General features: G+C 46.8%; 14 protein-coding genes, 4 tRNA genes and 6 rRNA genes. 20 read left to right on the plus strand and 4 right to left on the minus strand.

What is annotated here, in order from left to right:
• Positions 1-41 precede the first annotated feature (41 nt).
• The 3 genes from QWZ05_RS14525 to QWZ05_RS14535 are packed head-to-tail and all read left to right on the plus strand — an operon-like array spanning position 42 to position 3,765.
• Positions 42-1,460 carry a replicative DNA helicase gene (locus QWZ05_RS14525; protein WP_290299090.1) on the plus strand — a complete coding sequence of 473 codons (1,419 nt, stop codon included), beginning with the start codon at positions 42-44 and terminating at the stop codon, positions 1,458-1,460.
• Positions 1,432-2,565: an alanine racemase gene (gene alr, locus QWZ05_RS14530; protein WP_264874313.1), complete on the plus strand. Its 1,134-nt coding sequence runs from the start codon at positions 1,432-1,434 to the stop codon at positions 2,563-2,565. Before QWZ05_RS14525 ends, alr begins: the two co-directional genes overlap by 29 nt.
• A gap of 3 nt (positions 2,566-2,568) precedes the next feature.
• Entirely contained in the window at positions 2,569-3,765 is a 1,197-nt protein-coding gene (locus tag QWZ05_RS14535) for a BamA/TamA family outer membrane protein (RefSeq protein WP_390216693.1), read from the plus strand.
• 18 nt (positions 3,766-3,783) lie between these two features.
• Here the strand turns inward: QWZ05_RS14535 and QWZ05_RS14540 are convergent, their stop codons facing one another.
• On the minus strand, positions 3,784-4,203 hold the full coding sequence (locus QWZ05_RS14540) for a secondary thiamine-phosphate synthase enzyme YjbQ (RefSeq protein WP_264874312.1): 420 nt from the start codon (positions 4,201-4,203) through the stop codon (positions 3,784-3,786).
• Positions 4,204-4,451: 248 nt separating this feature from the next.
• Here QWZ05_RS14540 and pgi point away from each other — a divergent pair, with 248 nt between their 5' ends.
• A complete protein-coding gene (pgi, locus tag QWZ05_RS14545; RefSeq protein ID WP_290299093.1) occupies positions 4,452-6,104 on the plus strand; it encodes a glucose-6-phosphate isomerase in 1,653 nt (550 codons plus the stop codon).
• Positions 6,105-6,180: 76 nt separating this feature from the next.
• On the opposite strand, the gene QWZ05_RS14550 is transcribed toward pgi, so the two are convergent.
• The 3 genes from QWZ05_RS14550 to QWZ05_RS14560 form a co-directional block, all read right to left on the minus strand.
• Positions 6,181-6,642 carry a chemotaxis protein CheX gene (locus QWZ05_RS14550; protein WP_289960421.1) on the minus strand — a complete coding sequence of 154 codons (462 nt, stop codon included), beginning with the start codon at positions 6,640-6,642 and terminating at the stop codon, positions 6,181-6,183.
• Between the two features lie 17 nt (positions 6,643-6,659).
• A complete protein-coding gene (gene zur / locus QWZ05_RS14555; protein WP_264874309.1) occupies positions 6,660-7,097 on the minus strand; it encodes a zinc uptake transcriptional repressor Zur in 438 nt (145 codons plus the stop codon).
• 240 nt (positions 7,098-7,337) lie between these two features.
• Positions 7,338-7,766, minus strand: coding sequence for a universal stress protein (locus QWZ05_RS14560; RefSeq protein ID WP_264874308.1), 429 nt, complete (start codon positions 7,764-7,766; stop codon positions 7,338-7,340).
• 314 nt (positions 7,767-8,080) lie between these two features.
• Here QWZ05_RS14560 and dusA point away from each other — a divergent pair, with 314 nt between their 5' ends.
• The 16 genes from dusA to QWZ05_RS14640 all read left to right on the plus strand — a co-directional run bounded on the left by dusA (position 8,081) and on the right by QWZ05_RS14640 (position 26,322).
• A complete protein-coding gene (gene dusA / locus QWZ05_RS14565; RefSeq protein ID WP_373875507.1) occupies positions 8,081-9,121 on the plus strand; it encodes a tRNA dihydrouridine(20/20a) synthase DusA in 1,041 nt (346 codons plus the stop codon).
• A gap of 29 nt (positions 9,122-9,150) precedes the next feature.
• On the plus strand, positions 9,151-9,825 hold the full coding sequence (locus QWZ05_RS14570) for a TIGR04219 family outer membrane beta-barrel protein (protein WP_290299096.1): 675 nt from the start codon (positions 9,151-9,153) through the stop codon (positions 9,823-9,825).
• Positions 9,826-9,943: 118 nt separating this feature from the next.
• Positions 9,944-10,174 (plus strand): hypothetical protein, encoded by a 231-nt coding sequence (locus QWZ05_RS14575; RefSeq protein WP_264874305.1) that lies wholly within the window; start codon positions 9,944-9,946, stop codon positions 10,172-10,174.
• A 99-nt stretch (positions 10,175-10,273) separates the two neighbouring features.
• The gene (locus QWZ05_RS14580; RefSeq protein ID WP_390216688.1) at positions 10,274-12,142 is read left to right on the plus strand and encodes an assimilatory sulfite reductase (NADPH) flavoprotein subunit; all 1,869 of its coding nucleotides are present in this window, start codon (positions 10,274-10,276) and stop codon (positions 12,140-12,142) included.
• Entirely contained in the window at positions 12,142-13,863 is a 1,722-nt protein-coding gene (gene cysI, locus QWZ05_RS14585) for an assimilatory sulfite reductase (NADPH) hemoprotein subunit (protein ID WP_264874303.1), read from the plus strand. Before QWZ05_RS14580 ends, cysI begins: the two co-directional genes overlap by 1 nt.
• Positions 13,856-14,632 carry a phosphoadenylyl-sulfate reductase gene (locus tag QWZ05_RS14590; RefSeq protein ID WP_290299098.1) on the plus strand — a complete coding sequence of 259 codons (777 nt, stop codon included), beginning with the start codon at positions 13,856-13,858 and terminating at the stop codon, positions 14,630-14,632. Before cysI ends, QWZ05_RS14590 begins: the two co-directional genes overlap by 8 nt.
• Before the next feature lie 621 nt (positions 14,633-15,253).
• Positions 15,254-16,806, plus strand: a 16S ribosomal RNA gene (locus tag QWZ05_RS14595).
• 131 nt (positions 16,807-16,937) lie between these two features.
• Positions 16,938-17,013 (plus strand) — tRNA-Glu (locus QWZ05_RS14600).
• A gap of 358 nt (positions 17,014-17,371) precedes the next feature.
• A 23S ribosomal RNA gene (locus QWZ05_RS14605) occupies positions 17,372-20,259 on the plus strand.
• 128 nt (positions 20,260-20,387) lie between these two features.
• A 5S ribosomal RNA gene (rrf, locus tag QWZ05_RS14610) occupies positions 20,388-20,504 on the plus strand.
• Between the two features lie 414 nt (positions 20,505-20,918).
• A 16S ribosomal RNA gene (locus tag QWZ05_RS14615) occupies positions 20,919-22,471 on the plus strand.
• A 61-nt stretch (positions 22,472-22,532) separates the two neighbouring features.
• A tRNA-Ile gene (locus QWZ05_RS14620) sits at positions 22,533-22,609 on the plus strand.
• Positions 22,610-22,648: 39 nt separating this feature from the next.
• Positions 22,649-22,724 (plus strand) — tRNA-Ala (locus tag QWZ05_RS14625).
• A 332-nt stretch (positions 22,725-23,056) separates the two neighbouring features.
• Positions 23,057-25,944: ribosomal RNA gene (locus tag QWZ05_RS14630) — 23S ribosomal RNA — on the plus strand.
• Between the two features lie 128 nt (positions 25,945-26,072).
• Positions 26,073-26,189 (plus strand): 5S ribosomal RNA (gene rrf, locus QWZ05_RS14635).
• Together the 16S, 23S and 5S rRNA genes with 4 tRNA genes alongside form the textbook arrangement of a ribosomal RNA operon.
• 56 nt (positions 26,190-26,245) lie before the next feature.
• Positions 26,246-26,322: transfer RNA gene (locus tag QWZ05_RS14640), tRNA-Asp, on the plus strand.
• The last annotated feature ends 36 nt before the right edge of the window (positions 26,323-26,358 follow it).

Here is a 26,358-nt window from a genome sequence, read left to right on the forward strand (position 1 = left end):
CGTTATAATGACGCACCAAGAGAATTTATCTGAGTAATAACATGGCTGACAGACAAGCGGACTTTCGATCGTCTTCAAATTCGAAAAAGAACTACGATGCCCAAGTGGATGCGATTAAAGTACCACCGCACTCAATTGAAGCCGAGCAATCTGTCATAGGCGGATTGCTGCTGGACAATGAGCGTTGGGATACCGTGGCCGAGCGCGTTGTTAGCAATGATTTCTACAGCCGTCCACACCGTTTGATTTTCGAGTCTGTTCGCGATTTGCTTGAAGCGGGTAAACCTCTCGATTTAATCACGTTATCTGAGTTTTTAGAGCTGCGTGAGCAGTTAGAAGACGTTGGTGGCTTTGCGTACCTGGCCGATCTTGCAAAAAACACGCCAAGTGCGGCAAACGTGAATGCTTATGCTGATATTGTTGCTGAGCGTGCGTTGGTGCGTAACTTAATTGGTGTGGCTAACGAAATCGCAGATGCAGGCTATGACCCTCAGGGGCGTAGCTCGGAAGACCTGCTTGATCTTGCCGAAAGTAAAGTATTCAAAATCGCAGAAGATCGTACCAGCGAAAATGAAGGTCCGCAAAACGTGGATTCGATTTTAGAGAAGACGCTTGAACGTATTGAAATTCTCTACAAAACACCTCAAGACGGCGTCACAGGTGTGAACACGGGTTTCAATGATCTTAACAAGAAGACGGCTGGTCTGCAGGGTTCGGATTTGATCATCGTGGCGGCACGTCCATCGATGGGTAAAACGACGTTTGCCATGAACCTGTGTGAAAACGCAGCGATGGATCAGGATAAACCAGTATTGATCTTCTCACTAGAGATGCCTGCGGAACAGATCATGATGCGTATGCTTGCCTCCCTATCTCGCGTGGATCAAACCAAAATCCGTACCGGTCAGCTTGATGATGAGGATTGGGCGCGGATCTCTTCGACTATGGGCACGCTCATGGAGAAGAAGAATATGTTCATTGATGACAGCTCTGGTTTGACACCGACGGAAGTGCGCTCTCGCGCTCGTCGTATTGCCCGCGAGCACGGTGGTCTGTCGATGATTATGATCGATTACCTTCAGTTGATGCGCGTACCTTCTTTATCGGAGAACCGGACACTAGAAATTGCGGAAATCTCTCGATCCCTTAAAGCGCTTGCAAAAGAACTGAATGTGCCTGTTGTAGCACTGTCTCAGCTTAACCGCTCTCTAGAGCAACGCGCGGACAAACGACCAGTTAACTCAGACTTGCGTGAATCGGGTTCTATCGAGCAGGATGCCGACTTGATTATGTTTATTTATCGTGATGAAGTGTATAACCCAGAAAGCTCTCTTAAAGGGATTGCAGAGATTATTATCGGTAAACAACGTAACGGCCCGATTGGCTCTGTGCGTTTGACCTTCCAAGGTCAATTCTCTCGCTTTGATAATTATGCTGGCCCTGCGTTTGACGATGAGTAACACAATGAGCACATCAAGTAGTTACATGAAAGCAGCCATCGCCTGTATTGATCTCTCTGCGTTAAAACATAATCTGCAGCAGGTTCGTCTGCAAGCCCCCAATAGCAAAGTGTTGGCTGTCGTAAAAGCCAATGGCTATGGCCATGGGCTGCGCCATATTGCTCAGCATGCTCAGGGTGCAGATGCTTTTGGCGTGGCAAGAATTCAAGAAGCCTTGCAGCTCCGTGCTTGCGGTATTGTTAAGCCTATTTTATTGCTTGAGGGCTTCTACTCTGCGATGGACTTACCGGTGCTTATCACCAACAACATTCAAACAGTGGTTCACTGTGAAGAGCAGTTAGAGGCACTAGAACAAGCGCAGCTTGAAACTCCGGTGGTTGTTTGGTTGAAAATAGACAGTGGTATGCATCGACTCGGCGTGCGCCCAGAGCAATATGATGACTTTGTTCAACGCCTACATGCGTGTGCAAATGTCGCTAAGCCTCTGCGTTACATGAGTCACTTTGCCAGTGCTGATGAGCCGAAAAAACCGGTGACCCAAGCTCAAATAGATCTCTTTGATTCATTGACTCACGGTTGTCAGGGAGAGCGTTCACTTGCTGCTTCTGCTGGTGTGCTTTCTCGGCCTGACAGTCATAATGATTGGGTTCGTCCTGGCATTATTATGTATGGCGTGTCGCCTTTCAGTGACAATACAGCGCAAATGTTGGGGTACAAGCCTGTTATGACGTTAAAATCTCACCTGATTGCGGTTCGCGATGTGAAAGCTGGAGAGTCTGTCGGTTATGGTGGCACTTGGACAAGTGCAAGGGACACCAAAGTCGGAGTGATTGCCATCGGCTATGGTGACGGCTACCCGAGAATGGCACCGAATGGCACACCAGTGTTGGTTAATGGGCGCAGAGTGCCGATAGCCGGACGCGTCTCGATGGATATGCTCACGGTCGATTTGGGCCCTGAAGCAGCAGATAACGTCGGTGATGAGGCCATTTTATGGGGAGAAGGACTCCCTGTAGAAGAGGTAGCTCAACATATTGAGACTATCGCGTATGAGCTGGTGACTAAACTCACATCTCGTGTCGATATGGAATACATAAGTGAATAACGAATGAAATGGATGTTCGTAGCGGGCTTTGTGCTCGCTTGCTTTAGTGGCTTAGTTCAAGCCAAAGAGAAGGATTTTGCTGTTGTTCCGTTTTATTTTCAGACTGAATCGCTTGGGAACTCATTTGGTGTAGCCGGTGTAGCAAAAGGAGTCGGTCAACCACAAGCGGCGCTTTTTGGTATGGGACTCTATACTGATAAAGATAGCTATGTAGGCTTTCTCTCCGCATTTAACTACGCTCTCTCTTCAAATATCACCGCCACAGCCCAGCTTTATCAAGCCCGTTATAATGAGAACAAGTATTACCTTGGTTCGCAGGGTGATAATGGCTCCGACATTGATAATTTCACCTTGACCGACGGCCTTGAAGATCAGTACAAACTTGAGTTTCGCTACCTGCTTCCTTGGGGCGGTATTGCGGATAATGGCTTAATGGGCGCCTTTATTCCAGAGAGAAAGGTTAGAACTGCCTCTCCTCTAGAGAGCGGTATCTCCTCGATTTACTTCAAACCTTTTTATAGCTCACGCGAGCTCTCTTTTGACAAAAATAAAGAGCAAGCCAAGGCATTTGAAATCAGCTTTGATTGGGATAACAGAGATTCAGCTCGCCGCACCACAAAAGGGTCACATACTGCTTTCAATGTTATCGTTGGGGCTGACAGTTGGTCGACGGATGACGCGTGGGTAAAGACCGAGTTTGAGAATAGTCAGTACTATTCGTTAGGTGAGCTAGGTGACTGGTTTGATCAGCAAGTGATCGCATTGAATTTTTATACTGCAGACACTCCCACTTGGAAAGATTGCCTTCCAAGCCAAGCCAATAAGCAATGTGGCCGTCCACCGGAACATGAGCAAGTCAGATTGGGTGGATTATATCGTCTGCGCAGTTATGGCGGGGGGCGCTATCATGGCCGGTCAGCCATACACTATTCCGCGGAATATCGTGTTATTCCTGATTGGCAACCCCTTGGCGACGTACCACTAATCAACTATTACGATTTGCCTTGGTGGCAGTGGGTGGTATTTGCTGAGGTAGGACGTGTTTCAGATGATTATGATTTAAAAGAGCTCCATACCGATATGAAATGGAGCTTAGGTGGGGCGATTCGCTTTCAAGTTGAAGGCATTGTTGTGCGCACTGAAATTGCACAGTCAGAAGATGATCGGACCTTTAGGGTTATGATAAACCAGCCCTTCTAAAAGCAGGTTGCGTTATGCTTATTCACCTTGCACAGTAGCAATAATGGTGCGGCCTCCAGCATGATCGCGGTGCTCACCGAGGTAAATGCCCTGCCATGTGCCTAAAGCTAAACGACCGCGTGTAATTGGGATAGAAACACTCGCCCCTAGAAGAGAAGACTTTATGTGTGCAGGCATATCATCATCGCCTTCATAGGTATGACGATAGTAAGGAGCACGCTCTGGAACATGATGATTAAAGTGTTGTTCCATATCAGACCGTACGGTTGGGTCTGCGTTTTCATTTAACGTTAAACTCGCGGATGTATGCTGGATAAATAGGTGTAGGATTCCAACATCCAGTTGAGAGATTTGTGGTAATTGTTGTTCAATTTCATCAGTTATTAGATGAAAACCACGTGAAAATGATGGCATGTGAATGGTTTTTTGTGACCACATAGATTAGCCTCTTTTGTTAACCAGCAGCAGTATTGAAGCTGCGACGATTTCTGTTGGCATTTGAAGGGTTCGTGACTTAACTCAATAACATAACGAGTGACGTGATTCATAATGCCAACACTGAAAACTAATTACAATTTGCCTTAATGGCATCGAATTTTTATATTTGCTAAATCGGGGATTCTACTGGCTTGGGGGAAACAATAGCCAGTTAGAATGAAACCTACTGTAACATCGGGATAGATGACATGTTAAAAAATATCAACCCAACTCAAACGCAAGCCTGGAATGCACTGACTGCACACTTCGAAACAGCTCAGGACATGGATCTTAAAGCACTTTTTGCTGAAGACTCTGCGCGCTTTGACAAATTTTCAACTCGTTTTGGTTCAGACTTCCTAGTCGACTATTCAAAGAACCTTATCAACGAAGAGACGCTTAAGCACCTGTTTGCGTTGGCTAACGAGACCGAGCTAAAAGCGGCTATCGAAGCGATGTTTAACGGTGATGCGATCAACCAAACAGAAGGTCGCTCAGTTCTTCACGTAGCACTGCGTAACCGCAGCAACACGCCTATCATGGTAAACGGTGAAGACGTAATGCCTGCAGTGAATGCAGTTCTAGAGAAAATGAAGTCTTTCTCAGAGCGCGTGATTGGTGGTGATTGGAAAGGTTACACAGGTAAAGAGATTACTGATGTAGTCAACATCGGTATCGGTGGCTCTGACCTTGGCCCATACATGGTGACAGAAGCACTTGCGCCATACAAAACACGTCTAAACATGCACTTTGTTTCTAACGTTGATGGTACCCACATTGCAGAAACATTGAAGAAAGTTGACCCAGAAACAACTCTGTTCCTCGTGGCATCTAAGACGTTTACGACACAAGAGACAATGACGAATGCCCACAGTGCTCGTGATTGGTTCCTTGCATCGGCGGGTGATGAAGAGCACGTAGCGAAACACTTCGCAGCACTTTCAACGAACGCTGGCGCAGTCTCTGAGTTTGGTATCGACACAGACAACATGTTTGAGTTTTGGGACTGGGTTGGTGGCCGTTATTCACTATGGTCTGCAATCGGTCTTTCGATCATCTTAGGTGTTGGCTACGATAACTTCATCGAGCTACTAACAGGTGCTCATGAGATGGATAACCACTTCAAGTCAACAGAGCTTGAAAGCAACATCCCTGTGATCCTTGCGCTGATCGGCATTTGGTATAACAACTTCCATGGTGCTGAGTCTGAAGCTATCTTGCCTTACGACCAATACATGCACCGTTTTGCTGCATACTTCCAGCAAGGTAACATGGAATCAAACGGTAAGTTTGTTGACCGTACTGGTGAAGCAGTGACATACCAAACAGGCCCAATCATTTGGGGTGAGCCTGGCACAAATGGTCAGCACGCGTTCTATCAGTTGATCCACCAAGGTACAAAACTGATCCCATCAGATTTCATTGCACCAGCAATTAGCCATAACCCAACTGGTGATCACCACCAGAAACTAATGTCGAACTTCTTTGCTCAAACAGAAGCATTGGCGTTTGGTAAATCGGCAGAAACGGTGAAAGCAGAGTTTCTAGCTGCAGGTAAAACAGAGGAAGAAGTGGCAAACCTAGTACCGTTCAAGGTATTTGAAGGTAACCGCCCAACTAACTCTATCTTAGTGAAAGAGATTAACCCTCGCTCTCTAGGTAACCTAATTGCGATGTACGAGCACAAGATCTTTGTACAAGGTGTAATTTGGAATATCTTCAGTTTCGATCAGTGGGGCGTAGAGCTTGGTAAGCAACTAGCAAACCAAATTCTTCCTGAGCTTGCGGATGCACAAGAGGTGTCATCTCACGATAGCTCAACGAATGGTCTAATCAATGCGTTTAAAGCTCTCAAAGCTTAATGTATTGATATAGTAAACAAAAAAGAGGTTGGCCTAGGCCAACCTCTTTTTTTAGATAGTATGAAAATCGAAATAGCTATTCGAAACAAATCTCGATAAAGGCGTTACCCCATTCAGACGTGAATGGCATGATGATAATTGAGCCATCACACTTATGGCGAATCGTGTGGCCTTTGCCCGATACAACCACAGGTGTTGCCATATCAAAATCGAAGCCGTTATCTGAAAGGATACGTTTTGCGCCACCCGTCACCATGTTGGTGATTTCACCAACCATATCAGTGACCTCTTCGTTGACACCATGCGGGCGCTCGCCCAGCATTTTTTCCATGATTTCTAAAGCGAGTTTTTCATCAAAGGTGATCGACATAGAACCACGGGTCTGATCTCCAACCATACCAATAAGGCCAGAAACATCACCACGAGCAATTTCATCTTTCTTTACTCGTGGTTTCAGTGGTTTGAGTTCTAAAGATGCCATCGTTTTGAGGACATTAATTAGTGAAGCTAGAAATGGGTTTACAAATTCGGCGCGCATTGTTTTTACTTCTTATCTTATTGCTTTTTACACGATGGGCATGTTCCGTGTGATTCAATAACGTGGTTTTGAATAGCAAAGTCGTGCTGCTCGGCATGCTTTGCTAATAATGCAATTAAATCACTGTCTTGAAGTTCAATCACATTGCCACACTGATCACAGATGAGTAAGTGTGAAAAGTGTTTTTGGTCGTGACAACGGTTGCACGACACATAGCTATTGGTTGACTCCACGCGATGGATAAAGCCTTGCTCCATCAAAAAATCTAGAGCTCGATAGACAGTAGGTGGTTTAGCGCTTGGCTCGGTCTCTCGAAGTGAATCAAGGAGCTCATAAGCACTAGAAGCTTTGGGACTTTGACAGATTAATTCATACACACGCTTACGTTGAGGGGTGAGACGGACCCCGCGCGTATTGCAAATATCTTCAATCTGATTAACTAGAGTTGTGTTCAATACTCTTACCACCTATTAAATCGAGCCTCGAAGTATACCATTAACTAACCATTATCTAAGTGCTTTGACGAAAAATATTGATGTGACACCAAGGTGTGTGAGCTGATTGTTACTTTTTCAAGAGCAATGATAGGCAATATATATTGAGCAGTAGTAGAGAGGGTTTGTTGATATAACGTGGTACATATAGAAAGGGTGCATGGTATTAACAATGAGTCAATACCATGCGATTGGAATAGATTAGTCTGTAGCAATAGGCACGACCAGAATATCCACCGGTGATTTATGGATCAGGTGGCGTGAATAAGAGATTATCTTGCTCCAAAAGTCCTGGTGATGGCCACAGATAAGTAGGTCGACATTATGGTCTACCACGGTTTCATGGATCTTGTCACCCAAATCTCCAGTGCCGACAAGGAAGCTTCGTAGAGGGTAATCCATATAACTTTCAAATTCTTGTAACTGCTCCATTGCATTAACAGATAGTGGTCTTTGAGCCCCTTCCTCTTTCATATCAACCAGTTCATGATAAATCTCACCATGAGTACCATCGATATGGATAAAGGAGATCCTTGCATCAAGGAGCTTGGCTAAGAAAACCGCTTTATCAATCAATACATGGCTTTCATCAGACAGCTCTAATGCAACTAAAATATGTTTGTAATTCATTATCATGCCCTCAAGTAGAAGAGACTAAAATAAGCATAGTCGCTGTATGGTTAAAATAGTGTCGACTGGATCTCGATATTGATAGATGAATCGGCTTTAGAACATAAGTGTGACTGAATTAAATACGACTCGCTCTGTATAGAAAAGGGTTGAGGCTAAACAGTCTGTGGCAGTGCTTGGGTCTGTACGCATCTTGATGTAGAATCCTCGCTCTTTAGTGATAGTTGGTCAAAGACTGGCCATCAAAATGCAATTTCATACTCTGAAAAGTGCTTCAGTGTATGGTCAGTAAAATGATTAAGATGGGTAACGTGATGCAAAACAGTGCTACACAATCAAACAATAACAGTGGAGAACTCAAAGGTCAGAATGCAGATTTCTTCCATTCTCGTCTATCAGTTGCGCCTATGCTCGATTGGACAGATCGCCACTGTCGTTACTTCCATCGTAAGCTATCTACACAGACCCTGCTGTATACCGAAATGGTCACCACTGGCGCGATTATTCACGGCAAAGGTGATTTTCTTGCTTATAACGAAGATGAACATCCATTAGCGCTGCAACTTGGTGGCTCAAACCCACAAGACTTGGCGCATTGTGCGAAGTTAGCCCAAGAGCGCGGCTATGATGAGGTTAACTTAAACGTAGGCTGTCCGTCAGACCGAGTTCAAAATGGTCGTTTTGGTGCGTGCCTAATGGGAGAGCCTCAGCTGGTGGCGGATTGTGTTTCTGCGATGCGTGATGTTGTAGACATCCCAGTCACCGTGAAAACGCGTATTGGTATCGATGACCAAGACTCTTATGAATTCTTAACCGACTTTGTATCAACGGTGGCAGAAAAGGGGGGCGTGGAGCAATTTACTATCCATGCACGAAAAGCATGGTTAAGTGGTTTGAGCCCGAAAGAGAACCGTGAAATTCCGCCTTTGGACTACCCTCGAGCCTATCAAATCAAGAAGGATTTCCCTGAGTTGACCATCGCGGTTAATGGTGGTGTTAAAACCCTAGATGAAACCTTAGAGCACCTAGCTCACCTTGATGGCGTGATGATTGGACGTGAAGCTTATCAGAACCCGTATATTCTCGCTGAAGTCGATCAGCGTGTGTTTGGCTTAACGACGCCGATTAAAAAGCGTAAGCAAATTGTCGAAGAGATGCTGCCGTATATTGAACAACAATTGGCAAAAGGCGCATATTTAGGTCATATTACTCGCCATATGTTAGGGCTTTTCCACAATATGCCGGGTGCGCGTCAATGGCGCCGTCATATCAGTGAGAATGCTCACAAGCCTGGTTCAGGCATTGAAGTCGTGACTGCAGCGTTGGCAAAAATTCCAGCGGATTTAGATGTATAAACAAGTGCGAAATAGGACAGAAGTAACACATGAATACCATGCATAAGATTTGTGGCAGTTTATTAGGTTTAGGGCTTATTGCTTCGCCTGCTGCTGTGGCGCAGGACGAGTCGCTGTTTAAAGTGGGCGTAGACTATTGGTGGGGACAGACCAAGGTTAACGAAATTAACCGTGATGATAGTGATAACCCATCATTTTCTCTGGCGTATGAGCATTCTGCAAAGTATTGGCCAAATGTCGCTTTCCGTTACACGACAGTCGATGCTGACTATATGGCCTTCGATAAGTCAGACTTGATGTTTTACTACAACCTTTTGACTCATGATGCGCTGCATTTTGATGCTGGTATTGCGTTTACCAACTACTCAAATACTAAGTTTGTTAACGGTGATTCTGGGGAAAAAATTGATTTCGATAAGAATACCTGGAACTTGTTCGCGCAAGCAGAGATTAGAGTCCCCAACACCAACTTTGATGTGATTGGCTCCATGGAGTTTAGTGACCGCAACGATCTGAAAACAACAGACCTTGAAGCAGGTATCCAATACCGCTTTGCATTTCAGGGGCAGCGCCAGTTAGCATTAAAAGGTGGCTATCGTGCGATTGATATTGAGTCACGAGATTTTAACGTTAATGCAGAAGGCTACGGAAAGGAGTTTATCTTCGTCAGTGGCTGGTTTGTAGGGGCTGAGTATCAGTTCTAATAGATAAAAATATTGTCAAGAAGCGCTATCCGTCAAAGGTAGCGCTTTTTTTATTCGCTCAATCTAAAAATATGCACCATGCTTAATGCTGTTAGTGAGTAAGAGTGGGCGAAGTAATATGACAATATCAGAACTTCGAGCTCTATATCGCACCGACCAACTGGTGGAAGCGATCATAGAGCCATCAATTCAAGAGGGATCTTGGGTGGTTGAGTTTCGCCACCGCAGAGGTGGGCTCGTGTTGTTAACTGACGCGCATGGTGAAGAGTGTCTCTACCAAGATATTGACCACGCGTCTAAATCGGCAATGGCTGTTGGCTTTCAGCAGGTGAGGGTTGAGGATATCTAATCATTAACGCGATACTAACCTATCCGTACAAAAAGTTATAAAACATTCACTTCTATTCTTTCTTGTTATTAATGAGAGTGGTTAATCTATCGTCACGCAATGAATAGGGATGTCGTGACAATGTCCAATGGAAACTCTCAAAAACAAGAACTGCCGGCGCTAGCCGCACCGCTCAATGACCAGCAGCTAGGGCAGCTGCAGCAAACGGTTACTGACTTATCATCACAACAACTGGCTTGGGTCAGTGGTTATTTCTGGGGTCTGGCCCAAGCCCAACCTCAATCTTCATCAGCGAGTGCTCCGCTTGTGCAGGCCGCTGCCGCTGCCGCTGTAGCAGCAAAACCAGCAGGTAAACTGACTATTATTTTTGCATCGCAAACGGGCAATGCAAAAGGTGTCGCTGAATCTCTAGAGCAGCAAGCGAAAAGTCTAGGTATTGAAGCTCAGCTATTTGATGCTTCTGACTATAAAGGCAAGCAACTCGCGAAAGAAACGCATGTGATTATTGTTGCCTCTACCAATGGTGAAGGTGAAGCTCCGGATAACGCAATCGAGCTTCACGAATTCCTCCAATCAAAGAAAGCGCCAAAACTTAACAATCTCAAATATGCTGTCATTGGCTTGGGAGATTCGAGCTACGAGTTTTTCTGCCAAACAGGCAAAGATTTTGATGCCTACCTGTCAAAGCTAGGTGCAAGCGCCTTTATCGATCGTGTTGATTGCGATGTCGATTATGAAGCGGCTGCTGCAGATTGGTCAGGCAAAGTGTTGGATATTGTTCAGCAGGATTTGGCATCAGCACAAGAAGCGGATGTCGTGCAGTTACCAGTAGGTCAACCTGCTCACCAAGCATCGGTATACAACAAGCAAAATCCCTATACAGCAACGCTTCTCACTAGCCAAAAAATCACTGGCCGAGATTCAGGCAAAGATGTACGTCACATAGAGATTGATCTAGAAGACTCTGGTGTGACCTATCAACCCGGTGATGCGCTGGGCGTATGGTTTGAAAACAGTGCAGATTTAGCCAAAGCAATTTTAGAGCGTGTCGGACTATCTGGTGTCGAGAGCGTCACCATTGATGGAGAGAGCTTATCTCTGCACAGTGCGCTCATTAGCAAGTTTGAAATTACGAGTGCGAACCCTCAATTGGTAACACAGTTTGCGCAGCTGTCTGGAAGTAAAAAGCTGCAAAAGCTGGTGGAAGATAAAGACAAGCTGCGTGAATACGCTGCGAATACCCAAATTATTGATGTATTTGCTGAAAAGAAAGCCAAGTTAACTGCAGAAGAGTTGGTTGGTTTGCTTCGTAAACTTACCCCAAGACTTTACTCCATTGCATCAAGTCAAAGTGAGGTGGATGAAGAGGTGCATTTAACCGTTGGGTTAGTTGAGTATGAGCAAGGAGCAGAAAAGCGTTATGGCGGTGCATCTAGCTTTTTAGCTCAACGCTTAGAAAAAGGGGGAGAGGTGAAAGTTTTCGTTGAAAACAATAATAATTTCAAACTTCCTAGTGACGACAACACTCCTATCATCATGATTGGTCCTGGCACAGGTATTGCGCCTTTCCGTAGCTTTATTCAAGAGCGTGACAATCGTGACGCTGAAGGTAAAAACTGGCTCTTTTTTGGCGACCGTACTTTTACCCAAGATTTCCTATATCAGGTTGAGTGGCAAAAATACCTCAAGTCAGGCCTGTTGAGTCGACTAGATGTAGCATTCAGCCGAGATCAGAAAGAAAAGGTATATGTTCAGCAACGTATTTTGGAAAACGCTGAACAGGTATGGCAATGGATAGAGCAAGGTGCCTATATCTATGTGTGTGGCGATGCAACACGAATGGCTAAAGATGTCCATGAAGCACTAGTTCAAGTGGTTGAACTGCAGGGTAAGAAAACCCGAGAGCAGGCAGAAGAGCTAGTGAATACATTACGCAAAGAAAAACGTTATCAAAGGGATGTGTACTAATGAGTCAGCAACAAGAAGTATTAGGTGAAGTGTTAGGCCCACTGTCTGATAACGAGCGCCTTAAAAGAGAGAGCAACTTTCTACGCGGTACAATTGAGGCTGATTTGAGCGATCAGATCACCGGTGGCTTTACCGCTGATAACTTCCAGCTCATTCGTTTTCATGGCATGTATCAACAGGATGACCGCGATATCCGCAATGAACGAGCGAAGCAGAAGTTAGAGCCTCTGCATAATGTGATGCTTCGAGCGCGTATGCCGGGAGGCATCATTAAGCCAGAGCAATGGCTAGCGATCGATAAGTTTGCTAGTGAACATACGATGTATGGCAGTATTCGCCTTACGACGCGCCAAACGTTTCAGTTTCATGGTGTACTCAAGCCAAACATCAAGCTAATGCACCAAACCTTAAATAGTATTGGTATTGATTCGATTGCAACTGCTGGTGACGTTAACCGAAATGTGTTGTGTACGACAAACCCAGTCGAGTCCGAATTACACCAAGAAGCTTATGAGTGGGCGAAAAAGATCAGTGAGCACCTGCTTCCTAAAACACGCGCCTACGCTGAAATCTGGCTGGACGGTGAAAAGCTAGAAGGGACACAAGATGAAGAGCCGATCCTAGGTAGCAACTATCTACCACGTAAATTCAAAACAACCGTTGTGATCCCGCCTCAGAATGATGTTGATGTACATGCAAACGACCTTAACTTCGTTGCAATAGCAGAGAAAGGCAAGTTGGTCGGTTTCAACGTGCTGGTGGGTGGTGGATTGGCGATGACTCATGGAGATACTTCAACATACCCTCGTAAAGCAGACGACTTTGGTTTTGTCTCACTAGAAAAAACACTCGATGTTGCTGCCGCGGTTGTGACGACCCAAAGAGATTGGGGGAATCGTTCAAATCGTAAAAACGCCAAAACAAAATACACACTCGATCGTGTCGGTATTGATGTGTTTAAGGCAGAAGTAGAGAAACGTGCTGATGTTAAGTTTCAAGAGAGCCGGCCTTATGAGTTCACTGAGCGTGGAGACCGTATAGGTTGGGTTGAAGGAATTGATGGTAAGCATCATTTGGCCCTCTTTATTGAGAACGGCCGCTTACTTGATTATCCAGGCAAGCCACTAAAAACGGGTGTCGCTGAGATTGCGAAGATACATAAAGGTGATTTCCGCATGACAGCAAACCAAAACCTAATCGTTGCGGGCGTTGCTAAGAGCCAAAAAGCCAAAATCGAGAAAATTGCACGCGAACATGGGTTGATGGATGACGATATCAGCGAGCAGCGTAAAGACTCGATGGCTTGTGTCGCGTTCCCAACCTGTCCTTTGGCAATGGCTGAAGCCGAGCGTTTTCTTCCGGAGTTTGTCTCCCAAGTCGAAGAGATATTAGTGAGTCATGGTTTAACTAAAGAAGAGAGCATTATTCTTCGAGTTACCGGTTGTCCAAATGGTTGTGGTCGCGCCATGCTGGCAGAAATTGGCCTAGTCGGAAAAGCGCCAGGTCGTTACAACCTTCACTTAGGTGGTAACAAAGCAGGTACGCGAGTACCTAAAATGTATAAAGAAAACATTACTGATCAACAAATACTGCAAGAGATTGATTCTTTAGTCGATCGCTGGGCGAAAGAGCGTGAAGCGGAAGAAGCGTTTGGCGATTTCGTTATTAGAACCGGAATTGTTGAAGAAGTTATTGTATCGAAGAGGGACTTTCATGCTTGATTCTGTCACTTCTAAATGGAAGTTAGCAGAACTACTCTCATTAACTAAGACGGAGCAGATTCTCCGTCTTGCAGAAATCAATGCAGAGTTAGAACAGCTAACTGCGCAACAAAGAGTTGAATGGGCTCTGGAGAACTTACCTGGTAATCATGTAGTGTCCTCCAGTTTCGGGATACAAGCTGCATTGATGTTGCACTTATTAACTCAGGCAAAACCGGATATTCCCGTCATACTTACAGATACAGGGTATCTGTTTGCAGAAACCTATACCTTTATAGACCAATTGAGTGCACAGCTTACGTTGAATCTCAAAGTCTATCGTTCCAATCAAAGCCCTAACTGGCAAGAAGCACGCCACGGTAAATTATGGGAGCAAGGTATAGAGGGAATAGAGAAATACAACAAACTGAATAAAGTTGAACCTATGCGTCGCGCTTTGGCTGACCTTAATACACAAACTTGGTTTTCAGGTTTACGAAGAGAGCAATCGCAATCTAGGTCAAGTTTACCAATTCTGTCAGTACAAAATGGTGTGTTTAAATTCTTGCCAGTGATTGATTGGACGAACAAAGACGTTCACTACTATTTAAAAGAACATGGTTTACCGTATCACCCGCTTTGGGAGCAAGGCTACCTGTCTGTCGGAGATACTCATACGACGCAAAAGTGGGAGCCTGGTATGTCGGAAGAACAAACTCGCTTTTTTGGTTTAAAAAGAGAATGTGGACTTCATGAAGATGATGGAGAACAGTATGGTTCTGGCATTTAAATGAATTTAGCTACCAATCAAATGAGAAAAGGTCACGAAAAGTGGCCTTTTTTATGTCTAGGAAAGAGTGGCTGTGGATAACTTTGTGGATTTTCCGTTGGCAAAGTTGGGGTAAAGTGGGATAAATGAGGCTTTGATGTGAGTATCGCCACTTAATCGTTATTTTTGCGCTTTTATTGAAATAACACTTGCCAATGTGATGGCGATCTCTATAATGCCTCCTCGTCGACAGGGCAAGGGCTCACAAGGGTTTCAAGCCAGTTAGACAGGTCAAGTTAGAAAAGAAAATAATTCAAAAAAAGTGTTTGACACTTTGAATTAAACCTCTAGAATGGCCACCTCTTCCAAAGTGATTCAGGTCACAAAAGAAGAGAAGCTCTTTAAAAATTAAAACCTATCAATCTGTGTGGGCACTCGTTGATGATAATCCAAAATGAAGCTTAGGCTTCAACTTAGATTTCAATGAACTGAGTGACCAATTGATACTTCGGTATCAGCACAGTCAATTCATTATCGTTCTGTTGGAACGATAATAGCTTTAAAATTACTTCTTACTTTCGAGTGAGAATGAGTTTTGAAGTCAGTATTCATTGAGTCAGTCCTTATGGACATCAAAATCTTAAATTGAAGAGTTTGATCATGGCTCAGATTGAACGCTGGCGGCAGGCCTAACACATGCAAGTCGAGCGGAAACGACTTAACTGAACCTTCGGGGGACGTTAAGGGCGTCGAGCGGCGGACGGGTGAGTAATGCCTGGGAATATGCCTTGATGTGGGGGATAACTATTGGAAACGATAGCTAATACCGCATAATGCCTTCGGGCCAAAGAGGGGGACCTTCGGGCCTCTCGCGTCAAGATTAGCCCAGGTGGGATTAGCTAGTTGGTGAGGTAAAGGCTCACCAAGGCGACGATCCCTAGCTGGTCTGAGAGGATGATCAGCCACACTGGAACTGAGACACGGTCCAGACTCCTACGGGAGGCAGCAGTGGGGAATATTGCACAATGGGCGCAAGCCTGATGCAGCCATGCCGCGTGTGTGAAGAAGGCCTTCGGGTTGTAAAGCACTTTCAGTCGTGAGGAAGGTAGTGTAGTTAATAGCTGCATTATTTGACGTTAGCGACAGAAGAAGCACCGGCTAACTCCGTGCCAGCAGCCGCGGTAATACGGAGGGTGCGAGCGTTAATCGGAATTACTGGGCGTAAAGCGCATGCAGGTGGGTGATTAAGTCAGATGTGAAAGCCCGGGGCTCAACCTCGGAACAGCATTTGAAACTGGTCACCTAGAGTACTGTAGAGGGGGGTAGAATTTCAGGTGTAGCGGTGAAATGCGTAGAGATCTGAAGGAATACCAGTGGCGAAGGCGGCCCCCTGGACAGATACTGACACTCAGATGCGAAAGCGTGGGGAGCAAACAGGATTAGATACCCTGGTAGTCCACGCCGTAAACGATGTCTACTTGGAGGTTGTGGCCTTGAGCCGTGGCTTTCGGAGCTAACGCGTTAAGTAGACCGCCTGGGGAGTACGGTCGCAAGATTAAAACTCAAATGAATTGACGGGGGCCCGCACAAGCGGTGGAGCATGTGGTTTAATTCGATGCAACGCGAAGAACCTTACCTACTCTTGACATCCAGAGAACTTAGCAGAGATGCTTTGGTGCCTTCGGGAACTCTGAGACAGGTGCTGCATGGCTGTCGTCAGCTCGTGTTGTGAAATGTTGGGTTAAGTCCCGCAACGAGCGCAACCCTTATCCTTGTTTGCCAGCGAGTAATGTCGGGAACTCCAGGGAGACTGCCGGTGATAAACCGGAGGAAGGTGGGGACGACGTCAAGTCATCATGGCCCTTACGAGTAGGGCTACACACGTGCTACAATGGCGCATACAGAGGGCAGCCAACTTGCGAAAGTGAGCGAATCCCAAAAAGTGCGTCGTAGTCCGGATTGGAGTCTGCAACTCGACTCCATGAAGTCGGAATCGCTAGTAATCGTAGATCAGAATGCTACGGTGAATACGTTCCCGGGCCTTGTACACACCGCCCGTCACACCATGGGAGTGGGCTGCAAAAGAAGTGGGTAGTTTAACCTTCGGGAGGACGCTCACCACTTTGTGGTTCATGACTGGGGTGAAGTCGTAACAAGGTAGCCCTAGGGGAACCTGGGGCTGGATCACCTCCTTATACGAAACGGATAGTTTGCTTTCACTTTTTAAAGTGAAGACAAATAAGTCGCGATGAGTGTTCACACAGATTGATTGGTTTAATTTGAGCTTAGTTTGCTTCTGCTTTTAAAGCAGAAATGAACAAACCGTGTCCCGTTCGTCTAGAGGCCTAGGACACCGCCCTTTCACGGCGGTAACAGGGGTTCGACTCCCCTACGGGATACCATCTTTAAGCATTCTTACGAGTGTGTTTAAAAATGGTTACTTCTTTGGAAGTGATTTGCTCTTTAAAAATTTGGAAAGCTGACGAATAACAACAATCCCCATCTCTTTGAGATGCGTTGTTATTCAAATTAAAAGTTCTCAAATCCTAAAACTATGGTTTTAGGTACCAACACACATTCAAGTGTTCTTGGAAGTGACGAAAGTCCACTTTTTGCCTCTGCTTTTTTCTAAAAAGCGGAAACAAAGAGTTATTTGAGTCCGGCAAAATCGAGTCTGCATCATGTATAAAAATTGCAGACAACTTTGGTTGTTTGATTAAACAATCTCAAGATTTCTTCTGAAACTCTTTGGGGTTGTATGGTTAAGTGACTAAGCGTACACGGTGGATGCCTTGGCAGTCAGAGGCGATGAAAGGCGTATTAACTTGCGATAAGCTCAGATTAGGTAGTAAAAACCCGTGAGTCTGAGATTCCTGAATGGGGAAACCCAACACCATAAGGTGTTATCACTAACTGAATACATAGGTTAGTGAGGCGAACCGGGGGAACTGAAACATCTAAGTACCCCGAGGAAAAGAAATCAACCGAGATTCCGAAAGTAGCGGCGAGCGAAATTGGACTAGCCCTTAAGCTTTTAGTGAGACAGACGAACACGTTGGAAAGCGTGGCAGTAAAGGGTGATAGCCCCGTAGTCGACATCTCATCATCAGTGAAATCGAGTAGGGCGGGACACGTGATATCCTGTCTGAATATGGGGGGACCATCCTCCAAGGCTAAATACTACTGACTGACCGATAGTGAACCAGTACCGTGAGGGAAAGGCGAAAAGAACCCCTGTGAGGGGAGTGAAATAGAACCTGAAACCGTGTACGTACAAGCAGTAGGAGCACCTTCGTGGTGTGACTGCGTACCTTTTGTATAATGGGTCAGCGACTTATATTCAGTAGCAAGGTTAACCATCTAGGGGAGCCGTAGAGAAATCGAGTCTTAACTGGGCGTCGAGTTGCTGGATATAGACCCGAAACCAGGTGATCTAGCCATGGGCAGGTTGAAGGTTGAGTAACATCAACTGGAGGACCGAACCGACTAATGTTGAAAAATTAGCGGATGACTTGTGGCTAGGGGTGAAAGGCCAATCAAACCTGGAGATAGCTGGTTCTCCCCGAAATCTATTTAGGTAGAGCCTCGGACGAATACCACTGGGGGTAGAGCACTGTTAAGGCTAGGGGGTCATCCCGACTTACCAACCCTTTGCAAACTCCGAATACCAGTGAGTACTATCCGGGAGAGACACGGCGGGTGCTAACGTCCGTCGTGGAGAGGGAAACAACCCAGACCGCCAGCTAAGGTCCCAAAGTATAGCTAAGTGGGAAACGATGTGGGAAGGCTTAGACAGCTAGGATGTTGGCTTAGAAGCAGCCATCATTTAAAGAAAGCGTAATAGCTCACTAGTCGAGTCGGCCTGCGCGGAAGATGTAACGGGGCTAAGCTATACACCGAAGCTGCGGCAATGACTTTTAGTCATTGGGTAGGGGAGCGTTCTGTAAGCCGCTGAAGGTGGACTGTAAGGTCTGCTGGAGGTATCAGAAGTGCGAATGCTGACATGAGTAACGATAAAGGGGGTGAAAAACCTCCTCGCCGGAAGACCAAGGGTTCCTGTCCAACGTTAATCGGGGCAGGGTAAGTCGACCCCTAAGGCGAGGCCGAAAGGCGTAGTCGATGGGAAACGGGTTAATATTCCCGTACTTCTTACAATTGCGATGGGGGGACGGAGAAGGCTAGGTGGGCCTGGCGATGGTTGTCCAGGTTCAAGTGCGTAGGCTTAAGAGTTAGGTAAATCCGGCTCTTTTTAAGGCTGAGACACGACGTCGAGCTACTACGGTAGTGAAGTCATTGATGCCATGCTTCCAGGAAAAGCCTCTAAGCTTCAGATTGTAAGGAATCGTACCCCAAACCGACACAGGTGGTCGGGTAGAGAATACCAAGGCGCTTGAGAGAACTCGGGTGAAGGAACTAGGCAAAATGGTACCGTAACTTCGGGAGAAGGTACGCTCCTCGCGGTGAAGTCCCTTGCGGATGGAGCTATGGGGAGTCGCAGATACCAGGTGGCTGCAACTGTTTATTAAAAACACAGCACTGTGCAAAATCGTAAGATGACGTATACGGTGTGACGCCTGCCCGGTGCCGGAAGGTTAATTGATGGGGTTAGACTTAGGTCGAAGCTCTTGATCGAAGCCCCGGTAAACGGCGGCCGTAACTATAACGGTCCTAAGGTAGCGAAATTCCTTGTCGGGTAAGTTCCGACCTGCACGAATGGCGTAATGATGGCCACGCTGTCTCCACCCGAGACTCAGTGAAATTGAAATCGCTGTGAAGATGCAGTGTACCCGCGGCTAGACGGAAAGACCCCGTGAACCTTTACTACAGCTTGGCACTGAACATTGAGCCTACATGTGTAGGATAGGTGGGAGGCTTTGAAACTAGTACGCCAGTATTAGTGGAGCCGACCTTGAAATACCACCCTTGTATGTTTGATGTTCTAACTTAGCCCCATTATCTGGGGTGAGGACAGTGCCTGGTGGGTAGTTTGACTGGGGCGGTCTCCTCCCAAAGAGTAACGGAGGAGCACGAAGGTGGGCTAAACACGGTTGGACATCGTGTGGTTAGTGCAATGGCATAAGCCCGCTTGACTGCGAGAATGACAATTCGAGCAGGTGCGAAAGCAGGTCATAGTGATCCGGTGGTTCTGTATGGAAGGGCCATCGCTCAACGGATAAAAGGTACTCCGGGGATAACAGGCTGATACCGCCCAAGAGTTCATATCGACGGCGGTGTTTGGCACCTCGATGTCGGCTCATCACATCCTGGGGCTGAAGTCGGTCCCAAGGGTATGGCTGTTCGCCATTTAAAGTGGTACGCGAGCTGGGTTTAGAACGTCGTGAGACAGTTCGGTCCCTATCTGCCGTGGGCGTTGGAAGATTGAAGGGGGCTGCTCCTAGTACGAGAGGACCGGAGTGGACGAACCTCTGGTGTTCGGGTTGTCATGCCAATGGCATTGCCCGGTAGCTAAGTTCGGAATCGATAACCGCTGAAAGCATCTAAGCGGGAAGCGAGCCCTGAGATGAGTCTTCCCTGGCGCTTTAAGCGTCCTAAAGGGTTGTTCGAGACTAGAACGTTGATAGGCAGGGTGTGTAAGCGTTGTGAGGCGTTGAGCTAACCTGTACTAATTGCCCGTGAGGCTTAACCATACAACACCCAAGGGGTTTTGATGGACTCAAAGCTAAGAACTTTGAATGTGTATTGATAACTTTTAGAAGCTTTCCAGACTTTTTGTTTTCACTTTTTTAGAAAAAGTGAAGACGAAAAACAGAATTTGCTTGGCGACCATAGCATTGTGGACCCACCTGATTTCCATGCCGAACTCAGAAGTGAAACGCAATAGCGCCGATGGTAGTGTGGGGCTTCCCCATGTGAGAGTAGGACATCGCCAGGCTTTAATTTCGACTTTGCTTATTACTTAAGCAAGTCACCATAGAGTTCTAAATTATTTTAGAGTTTTATGTTGACTTACAGAGTCAATCGCGTATTATACGCATCCGCTTCGAGGTTAAGGCCTTGATAGCAAAGCTCTTTAACAATATAAACCTATCAATCTGTGTGGGCACTCGTTGATGATAATCCACTTTTGGTTTTTACTTTTTTATAAAAGTAAAATCAAAAACTGATTCTTCGGAATCAATGACTATCAATGAACTGAGTGACCAATTGATACTTCGGTATCAGCACAGTCAATTCATTATCGTTCTGTTGGAACGATAATAGCTTTAAAATTACTTCTTACTTTCGAGTGAGAATGAGTTTTGAAGTCAGTATTCATTGAGTCAGTCCTTATGGACATCAAAATCTTAAATTGAAGAGTTTGATCATGGCTCAGATTGAACGCTGGCGGCAGGCCTAACACATGCAAGTCGAGCGGAAACGACTTAACTGAACCTTCGGGGAACGTTAAGGGCGTCGAGCGGCGGACGGGTGAGTAATGCCTGGGAATATGCCTTGATGTGGGGGATAACTATTGGAAACGATAGCTAATACCGCATAATGCCTTCGGGCCAAAGAGGGGGACCTTCGGGCCTCTCGCGTCAAGATTAGCCCAGGTGGGATTAGCTAGTTGGTGAGGTAAAGGCTCACCAAGGCGACGATCCCTAGCTGGTCTGAGAGGATGATCAGCCACACTGGAACTGAGACACGGTCCAGACTCCTACGGGAGGCAGCAGTGGGGAATATTGCACAATGGGCGCAAGCCTGATGCAGCCATGCCGCGTGTGTGAAGAAGGCCTTCGGGTTGTAAAGCACTTTCAGTCGTGAGGAAGGTAGTGTAGTTAATAGCTGCATTATTTGACGTTAGCGACAGAAGAAGCACCGGCTAACTCCGTGCCAGCAGCCGCGGTAATACGGAGGGTGCGAGCGTTAATCGGAATTACTGGGCGTAAAGCGCATGCAGGTGGGTGATTAAGTCAGATGTGAAAGCCCGGGGCTCAACCTCGGAACAGCATTTGAAACTGGTCAGCTAGAGTACTGTAGAGGGGGGTAGAATTTCAGGTGTAGCGGTGAAATGCGTAGAGATCTGAAGGAATACCAGTGGCGAAGGCGGCCCCCTGGACAGATACTGACACTCAGATGCGAAAGCGTGGGGAGCAAACAGGATTAGATACCCTGGTAGTCCACGCCGTAAACGATGTCTACTTGGAGGTTGTGGCCTTGAGCCGTGGCTTTCGGAGCTAACGCGTTAAGTAGACCGCCTGGGGAGTACGGTCGCAAGATTAAAACTCAAATGAATTGACGGGGGCCCGCACAAGCGGTGGAGCATGTGGTTTAATTCGATGCAACGCGAAGAACCTTACCTACTCTTGACATCCAGAGAACTTAGCAGAGATGCTTTGGTGCCTTCGGGAACTCTGAGACAGGTGCTGCATGGCTGTCGTCAGCTCGTGTTGTGAAATGTTGGGTTAAGTCCCGCAACGAGCGCAACCCTTATCCTTGTTTGCCAGCGAGTAATGTCGGGAACTCCAGGGAGACTGCCGGTGATAAACCGGAGGAAGGTGGGGACGACGTCAAGTCATCATGGCCCTTACGAGTAGGGCTACACACGTGCTACAATGGCGCATACAGAGGGCAGCAAGCTAGCGATAGTGAGCGAATCCCAAAAAGTGCGTCGTAGTCCGGATTGGAGTCTGCAACTCGACTCCATGAAGTCGGAATCGCTAGTAATCGTGGATCAGAATGCCACGGTGAATACGTTCCCGGGCCTTGTACACACCGCCCGTCACACCATGGGAGTGGGCTGCAAAAGAAGTGGGTAGTTTAACCTTCGGGAGGACGCTCACCACTTTGTGGTTCATGACTGGGGTGAAGTCGTAACAAGGTAGCCCTAGGGGAACCTGGGGCTGGATCACCTCCTTATACGATGATTATTGCGATGAGTGTTCACACAGATTGATGGTTTATAGAAAGAGACGATGTCGGGTCTGTAGCTCAGGTGGTTAGAGCGTTCGCCTGATAAGCGAGAGGTCGGTGGTTCAAGTCCACTCAGACCCACCAATTTCCTTCCCAAGAAATTGGCAATGACATCACACTGATGGGGCTATAGCTCAGCTGGGAGAGCGCCTGCCTTGCACGCAGGAGGTCAGCAGTTCGATCCTGCTTAGCTCCACCATCTTTAAGCGCATTTCTTTTGAAATAGAAAGCCTTAAGTGCTCTTAAAAATGGTTACTTCATGAGAAGTAATTTGCTCTTTAAAAATTTGGAAAGCTGACGAATAACAACAATCCCCATCTCTATGAGATGTGTTGTTATTCAAATTAAAAGTTCTCAAATCCTAAAACTACGGTTTTAGGTACCAACACACATTCAAGTGTTCTTGGAAAGTATCGAAAGATACTTAATATTTGAGTCCGGCAAAATCGAGTCTGCATCATGTATAAAAATTGCAGACAACTTTGGTTGTTTAAACAACTCAAATTTCTCGAAACTCCTTCGGGGTTGTATGGTTAAGTGACTAAGCGTACACGGTGGATGCCTTGGCAGTCAGAGGCGATGAAAGGCGTATTAACTTGCGATAAGCTCAGATTAGGTAGTAAAAACCTGTGAGTCTGAGATTCCTGAATGGGGAAACCCAACACCATAAGGTGTTATCACTAACTGAATACATAGGTTAGTGAGGCGAACCGGGGGAACTGAAACATCTAAGTACCCCGAGGAAAAGAAATCAACCGAGATTCCGAAAGTAGCGGCGAGCGAAATTGGACTAGCCCTTAAGCTTTTAGTGAGACAGACGAACACGTTGGAAAGCGTGGCAGTAAAGGGTGATAGCCCCGTAGTCGACATCTCATCATCAGTGAAATCGAGTAGGGCGGGACACGTGATATCCTGTCTGAATATGGGGGGACCATCCTCCAAGGCTAAATACTACTGACTGACCGATAGTGAACCAGTACCGTGAGGGAAAGGCGAAAAGAACCCCTGTGAGGGGAGTGAAATAGAACCTGAAACCGTGTACGTACAAGCAGTAGGAGCACCTTCGTGGTGTGACTGCGTACCTTTTGTATAATGGGTCAGCGACTTATATTCAGTAGCAAGGTTAACCATCTAGGGGAGCCGTAGAGAAATCGAGTCTTAACTGGGCGTCGAGTTGCTGGATATAGACCCGAAACCAGGTGATCTAGCCATGGGCAGGTTGAAGGTTGAGTAACATCAACTGGAGGACCGAACCGACTAATGTTGAAAAATTAGCGGATGACTTGTGGCTAGGGGTGAAAGGCCAATCAAACCTGGAGATAGCTGGTTCTCCCCGAAATCTATTTAGGTAGAGCCTCGGACGAATACCACTGGGGGTAGAGCACTGTTAAGGCTAGGGGGTCATCCCGACTTACCAACCCTTTGCAAACTCCGAATACCAGTGAGTACTATCCGGGAGACACACGGCGGGTGCTAACGTCCGTCGTGGAGAGGGAAACAACCCAGACCGCCAGCTAAGGTCCCAAAGTATAGCTAAGTGGGAAACGATGTGGGAAGGCTTAGACAGCTAGGATGTTGGCTTAGAAGCAGCCATCATTTAAAGAAAGCGTAATAGCTCACTAGTCGAGTCGGCCTGCGCGGAAGATGTAACGGGGCTAAGCTATACACCGAAGCTGCGGCAATGACTTTTAGTCATTGGGTAGGGGAGCGTTCTGTAAGCCGCTGAAGGTGGACTGTAAGGTCTGCTGGAGGTATCAGAAGTGCGAATGCTGACATGAGTAACGATAAAGGGGGTGAAAAACCTCCTCGCCGGAAGACCAAGGGTTCCTGTCCAACGTTAATCGGGGCAGGGTAAGTCGACCCCTAAGGCGAGGCCGAAAGGCGTAGTCGATGGGAAACGGGTTAATATTCCCGTACTTCTTACAATTGCGATGGGGGGACGGAGAAGGCTAGGTGGGCCTGGCGATGGTTGTCCAGGTTCAAGTGCGTAGGCTTAAGAGTTAGGTAAATCCGGCTCTTTTTAAGGCTGAGACACGATGTCGAGCTACTACGGTAGTGAAGTCATTGATGCCATGCTTCCAGGAAAAGCCTCTAAGCTTCAGATTGTAAGGAATCGTACCCCAAACCGACACAGGTGGTCGGGTAGAGAATACCAAGGCGCTTGAGAGAACTCGGGTGAAGGAACTAGGCAAAATGGTACCGTAACTTCGGGAGAAGGTACGCTCCTCGCGGTGAAGTCCCTTGCGGATGGAGCTATGGGGAGTCGCAGATACCAGGTGGCTGCAACTGTTTATTAAAAACACAGCACTGTGCAAAATCGTAAGATGACGTATACGGTGTGACGCCTGCCCGGTGCCGGAAGGTTAATTGATGGGGTTAGACTTAGGTCGAAGCTCTTGATCGAAGCCCCGGTAAACGGCGGCCGTAACTATAACGGTCCTAAGGTAGCGAAATTCCTTGTCGGGTAAGTTCCGACCTGCACGAATGGCGTAATGATGGCCACGCTGTCTCCACCCGAGACTCAGTGAAATTGAAATCGCTGTGAAGATGCAGTGTACCCGCGGCTAGACGGAAAGACCCCGTGAACCTTTACTACAGCTTGGCACTGAACATTGAGCCTACATGTGTAGGATAGGTGGGAGGCTTTGAAACTAGTACGCCAGTATTAGTGGAGCCGACCTTGAAATACCACCCTTGTATGTTTGATGTTCTAACTTAGCCCCATTATCTGGGGTGAGGACAGTGCCTGGTGGGTAGTTTGACTGGGGCGGTCTCCTCCCAAAGAGTAACGGAGGAGCACGAAGGTGGGCTAAACACGGTTGGACATCGTGTGGTTAGTGCAATGGCATAAGCCCGCTTGACTGCGAGAATGACAATTCGAGCAGGTGCGAAAGCAGGTCATAGTGATCCGGTGGTTCTGTATGGAAGGGCCATCGCTCAACGGATAAAAGGTACTCCGGGGATAACAGGCTGATACCGCCCAAGAGTTCATATCGACGGCGGTGTTTGGCACCTCGATGTCGGCTCATCACATCCTGGGGCTGAAGTCGGTCCCAAGGGTATGGCTGTTCGCCATTTAAAGTGGTACGCGAGCTGGGTTTAGAACGTCGTGAGACAGTTCGGTCCCTATCTGCCGTGGGCGTTGGAAGATTGAAGGGGGCTGCTCCTAGTACGAGAGGACCGGAGTGGACGAACCTCTGGTGTTCGGGTTGTCATGCCAATGGCATTGCCCGGTAGCTAAGTTCGGAATCGATAACCGCTGAAAGCATCTAAGCGGGAAGCGAGCCCTGAGATGAGTCTTCCCTGGCGCTTTAAGCGTCCTAAAGGGTTGTTCGAGACTAGAACGTTGATAGGCAGGGTGTGTAAGCGTTGTGAGGCGTTGAGCTAACCTGTACTAATTGCCCGTGAGGCTTAACCATACAACACCCAAGGGGTTTTGATGGACTCAAAGCTAAGAACTTTGAATGTGTATTGATAACTTTTAGAAGCTTTCCAGACTTTTTGTTTTCACTTTTTTAGAAAAAGTGAAGACGAAAAACAGAATTTGCTTGGCGACCATAGCATTGTGGACCCACCTGATTTCCATGCCGAACTCAGAAGTGAAACGCAATAGCGCCGATGGTAGTGTGGGGCTTCCCCATGTGAGAGTAGGACATCGCCAGGCTTTGAACATTATCTGTTTAAAGCACGTTTTAGATAAGACTTTAAATAGACCACTGCGGAGTGGTAGTTCAGTTGGTTAGAATACCGGCCTGTCACGCCGGGGGTCGCGGGTTCGAGTCCCGTCCACTCCGCCACTTATACTAAGCCCTAGTCGAAAGACTAGGGCTTTT

It is taken from the genome of Vibrio agarivorans, from assembly GCF_030409635.1.
In the GTDB taxonomy this organism is placed as follows: domain Bacteria; phylum Pseudomonadota; class Gammaproteobacteria; order Enterobacterales; family Vibrionaceae; genus Vibrio; species Vibrio agarivorans.

Coding starts and splice junctions, on each gene's coding strand:
- QWZ05_RS14525 (WP_290299090.1), top strand. CDS start 42: ATGGCTGACAGACAAGCGGACTTTCGATCGTCTTCAAATTCGAAAAAG.
- alr (WP_264874313.1), top strand. CDS start 1,432: ATGCTGGCCCTGCGTTTGACGATGAGTAACACAATGAGCACATCAAGT.
- QWZ05_RS14535 (WP_390216693.1), top strand. CDS start 2,569: ATGAAATGGATGTTCGTAGCGGGCTTTGTGCTCGCTTGCTTTAGTGGC.
- QWZ05_RS14540 (WP_264874312.1), bottom strand. CDS start 4,203: ATGTGGTCACAAAAAACCATTCACATGCCATCATTTTCACGTGGTTTT.
- pgi (WP_290299093.1), top strand. CDS start 4,452: ATGTTAAAAAATATCAACCCAACTCAAACGCAAGCCTGGAATGCACTG.
- QWZ05_RS14550 (WP_289960421.1), bottom strand. CDS start 6,642: ATGCGCGCCGAATTTGTAAACCCATTTCTAGCTTCACTAATTAATGTC.
- QWZ05_RS14560 (WP_264874308.1), bottom strand. CDS start 7,766: ATGAATTACAAACATATTTTAGTTGCATTAGAGCTGTCTGATGAAAGC.
- dusA (WP_373875507.1), top strand. CDS start 8,081: ATGCAAAACAGTGCTACACAATCAAACAATAACAGTGGAGAACTCAAA.
- QWZ05_RS14570 (WP_290299096.1), top strand. CDS start 9,151: ATGAATACCATGCATAAGATTTGTGGCAGTTTATTAGGTTTAGGGCTT.
- QWZ05_RS14575 (WP_264874305.1), top strand. CDS start 9,944: ATGACAATATCAGAACTTCGAGCTCTATATCGCACCGACCAACTGGTG.
- QWZ05_RS14580 (WP_390216688.1), top strand. CDS start 10,274: ATGAATAGGGATGTCGTGACAATGTCCAATGGAAACTCTCAAAAACAA.
- cysI (WP_264874303.1), top strand. CDS start 12,142: ATGAGTCAGCAACAAGAAGTATTAGGTGAAGTGTTAGGCCCACTGTCT.
- QWZ05_RS14590 (WP_290299098.1), top strand. CDS start 13,856: ATGCTTGATTCTGTCACTTCTAAATGGAAGTTAGCAGAACTACTCTCA.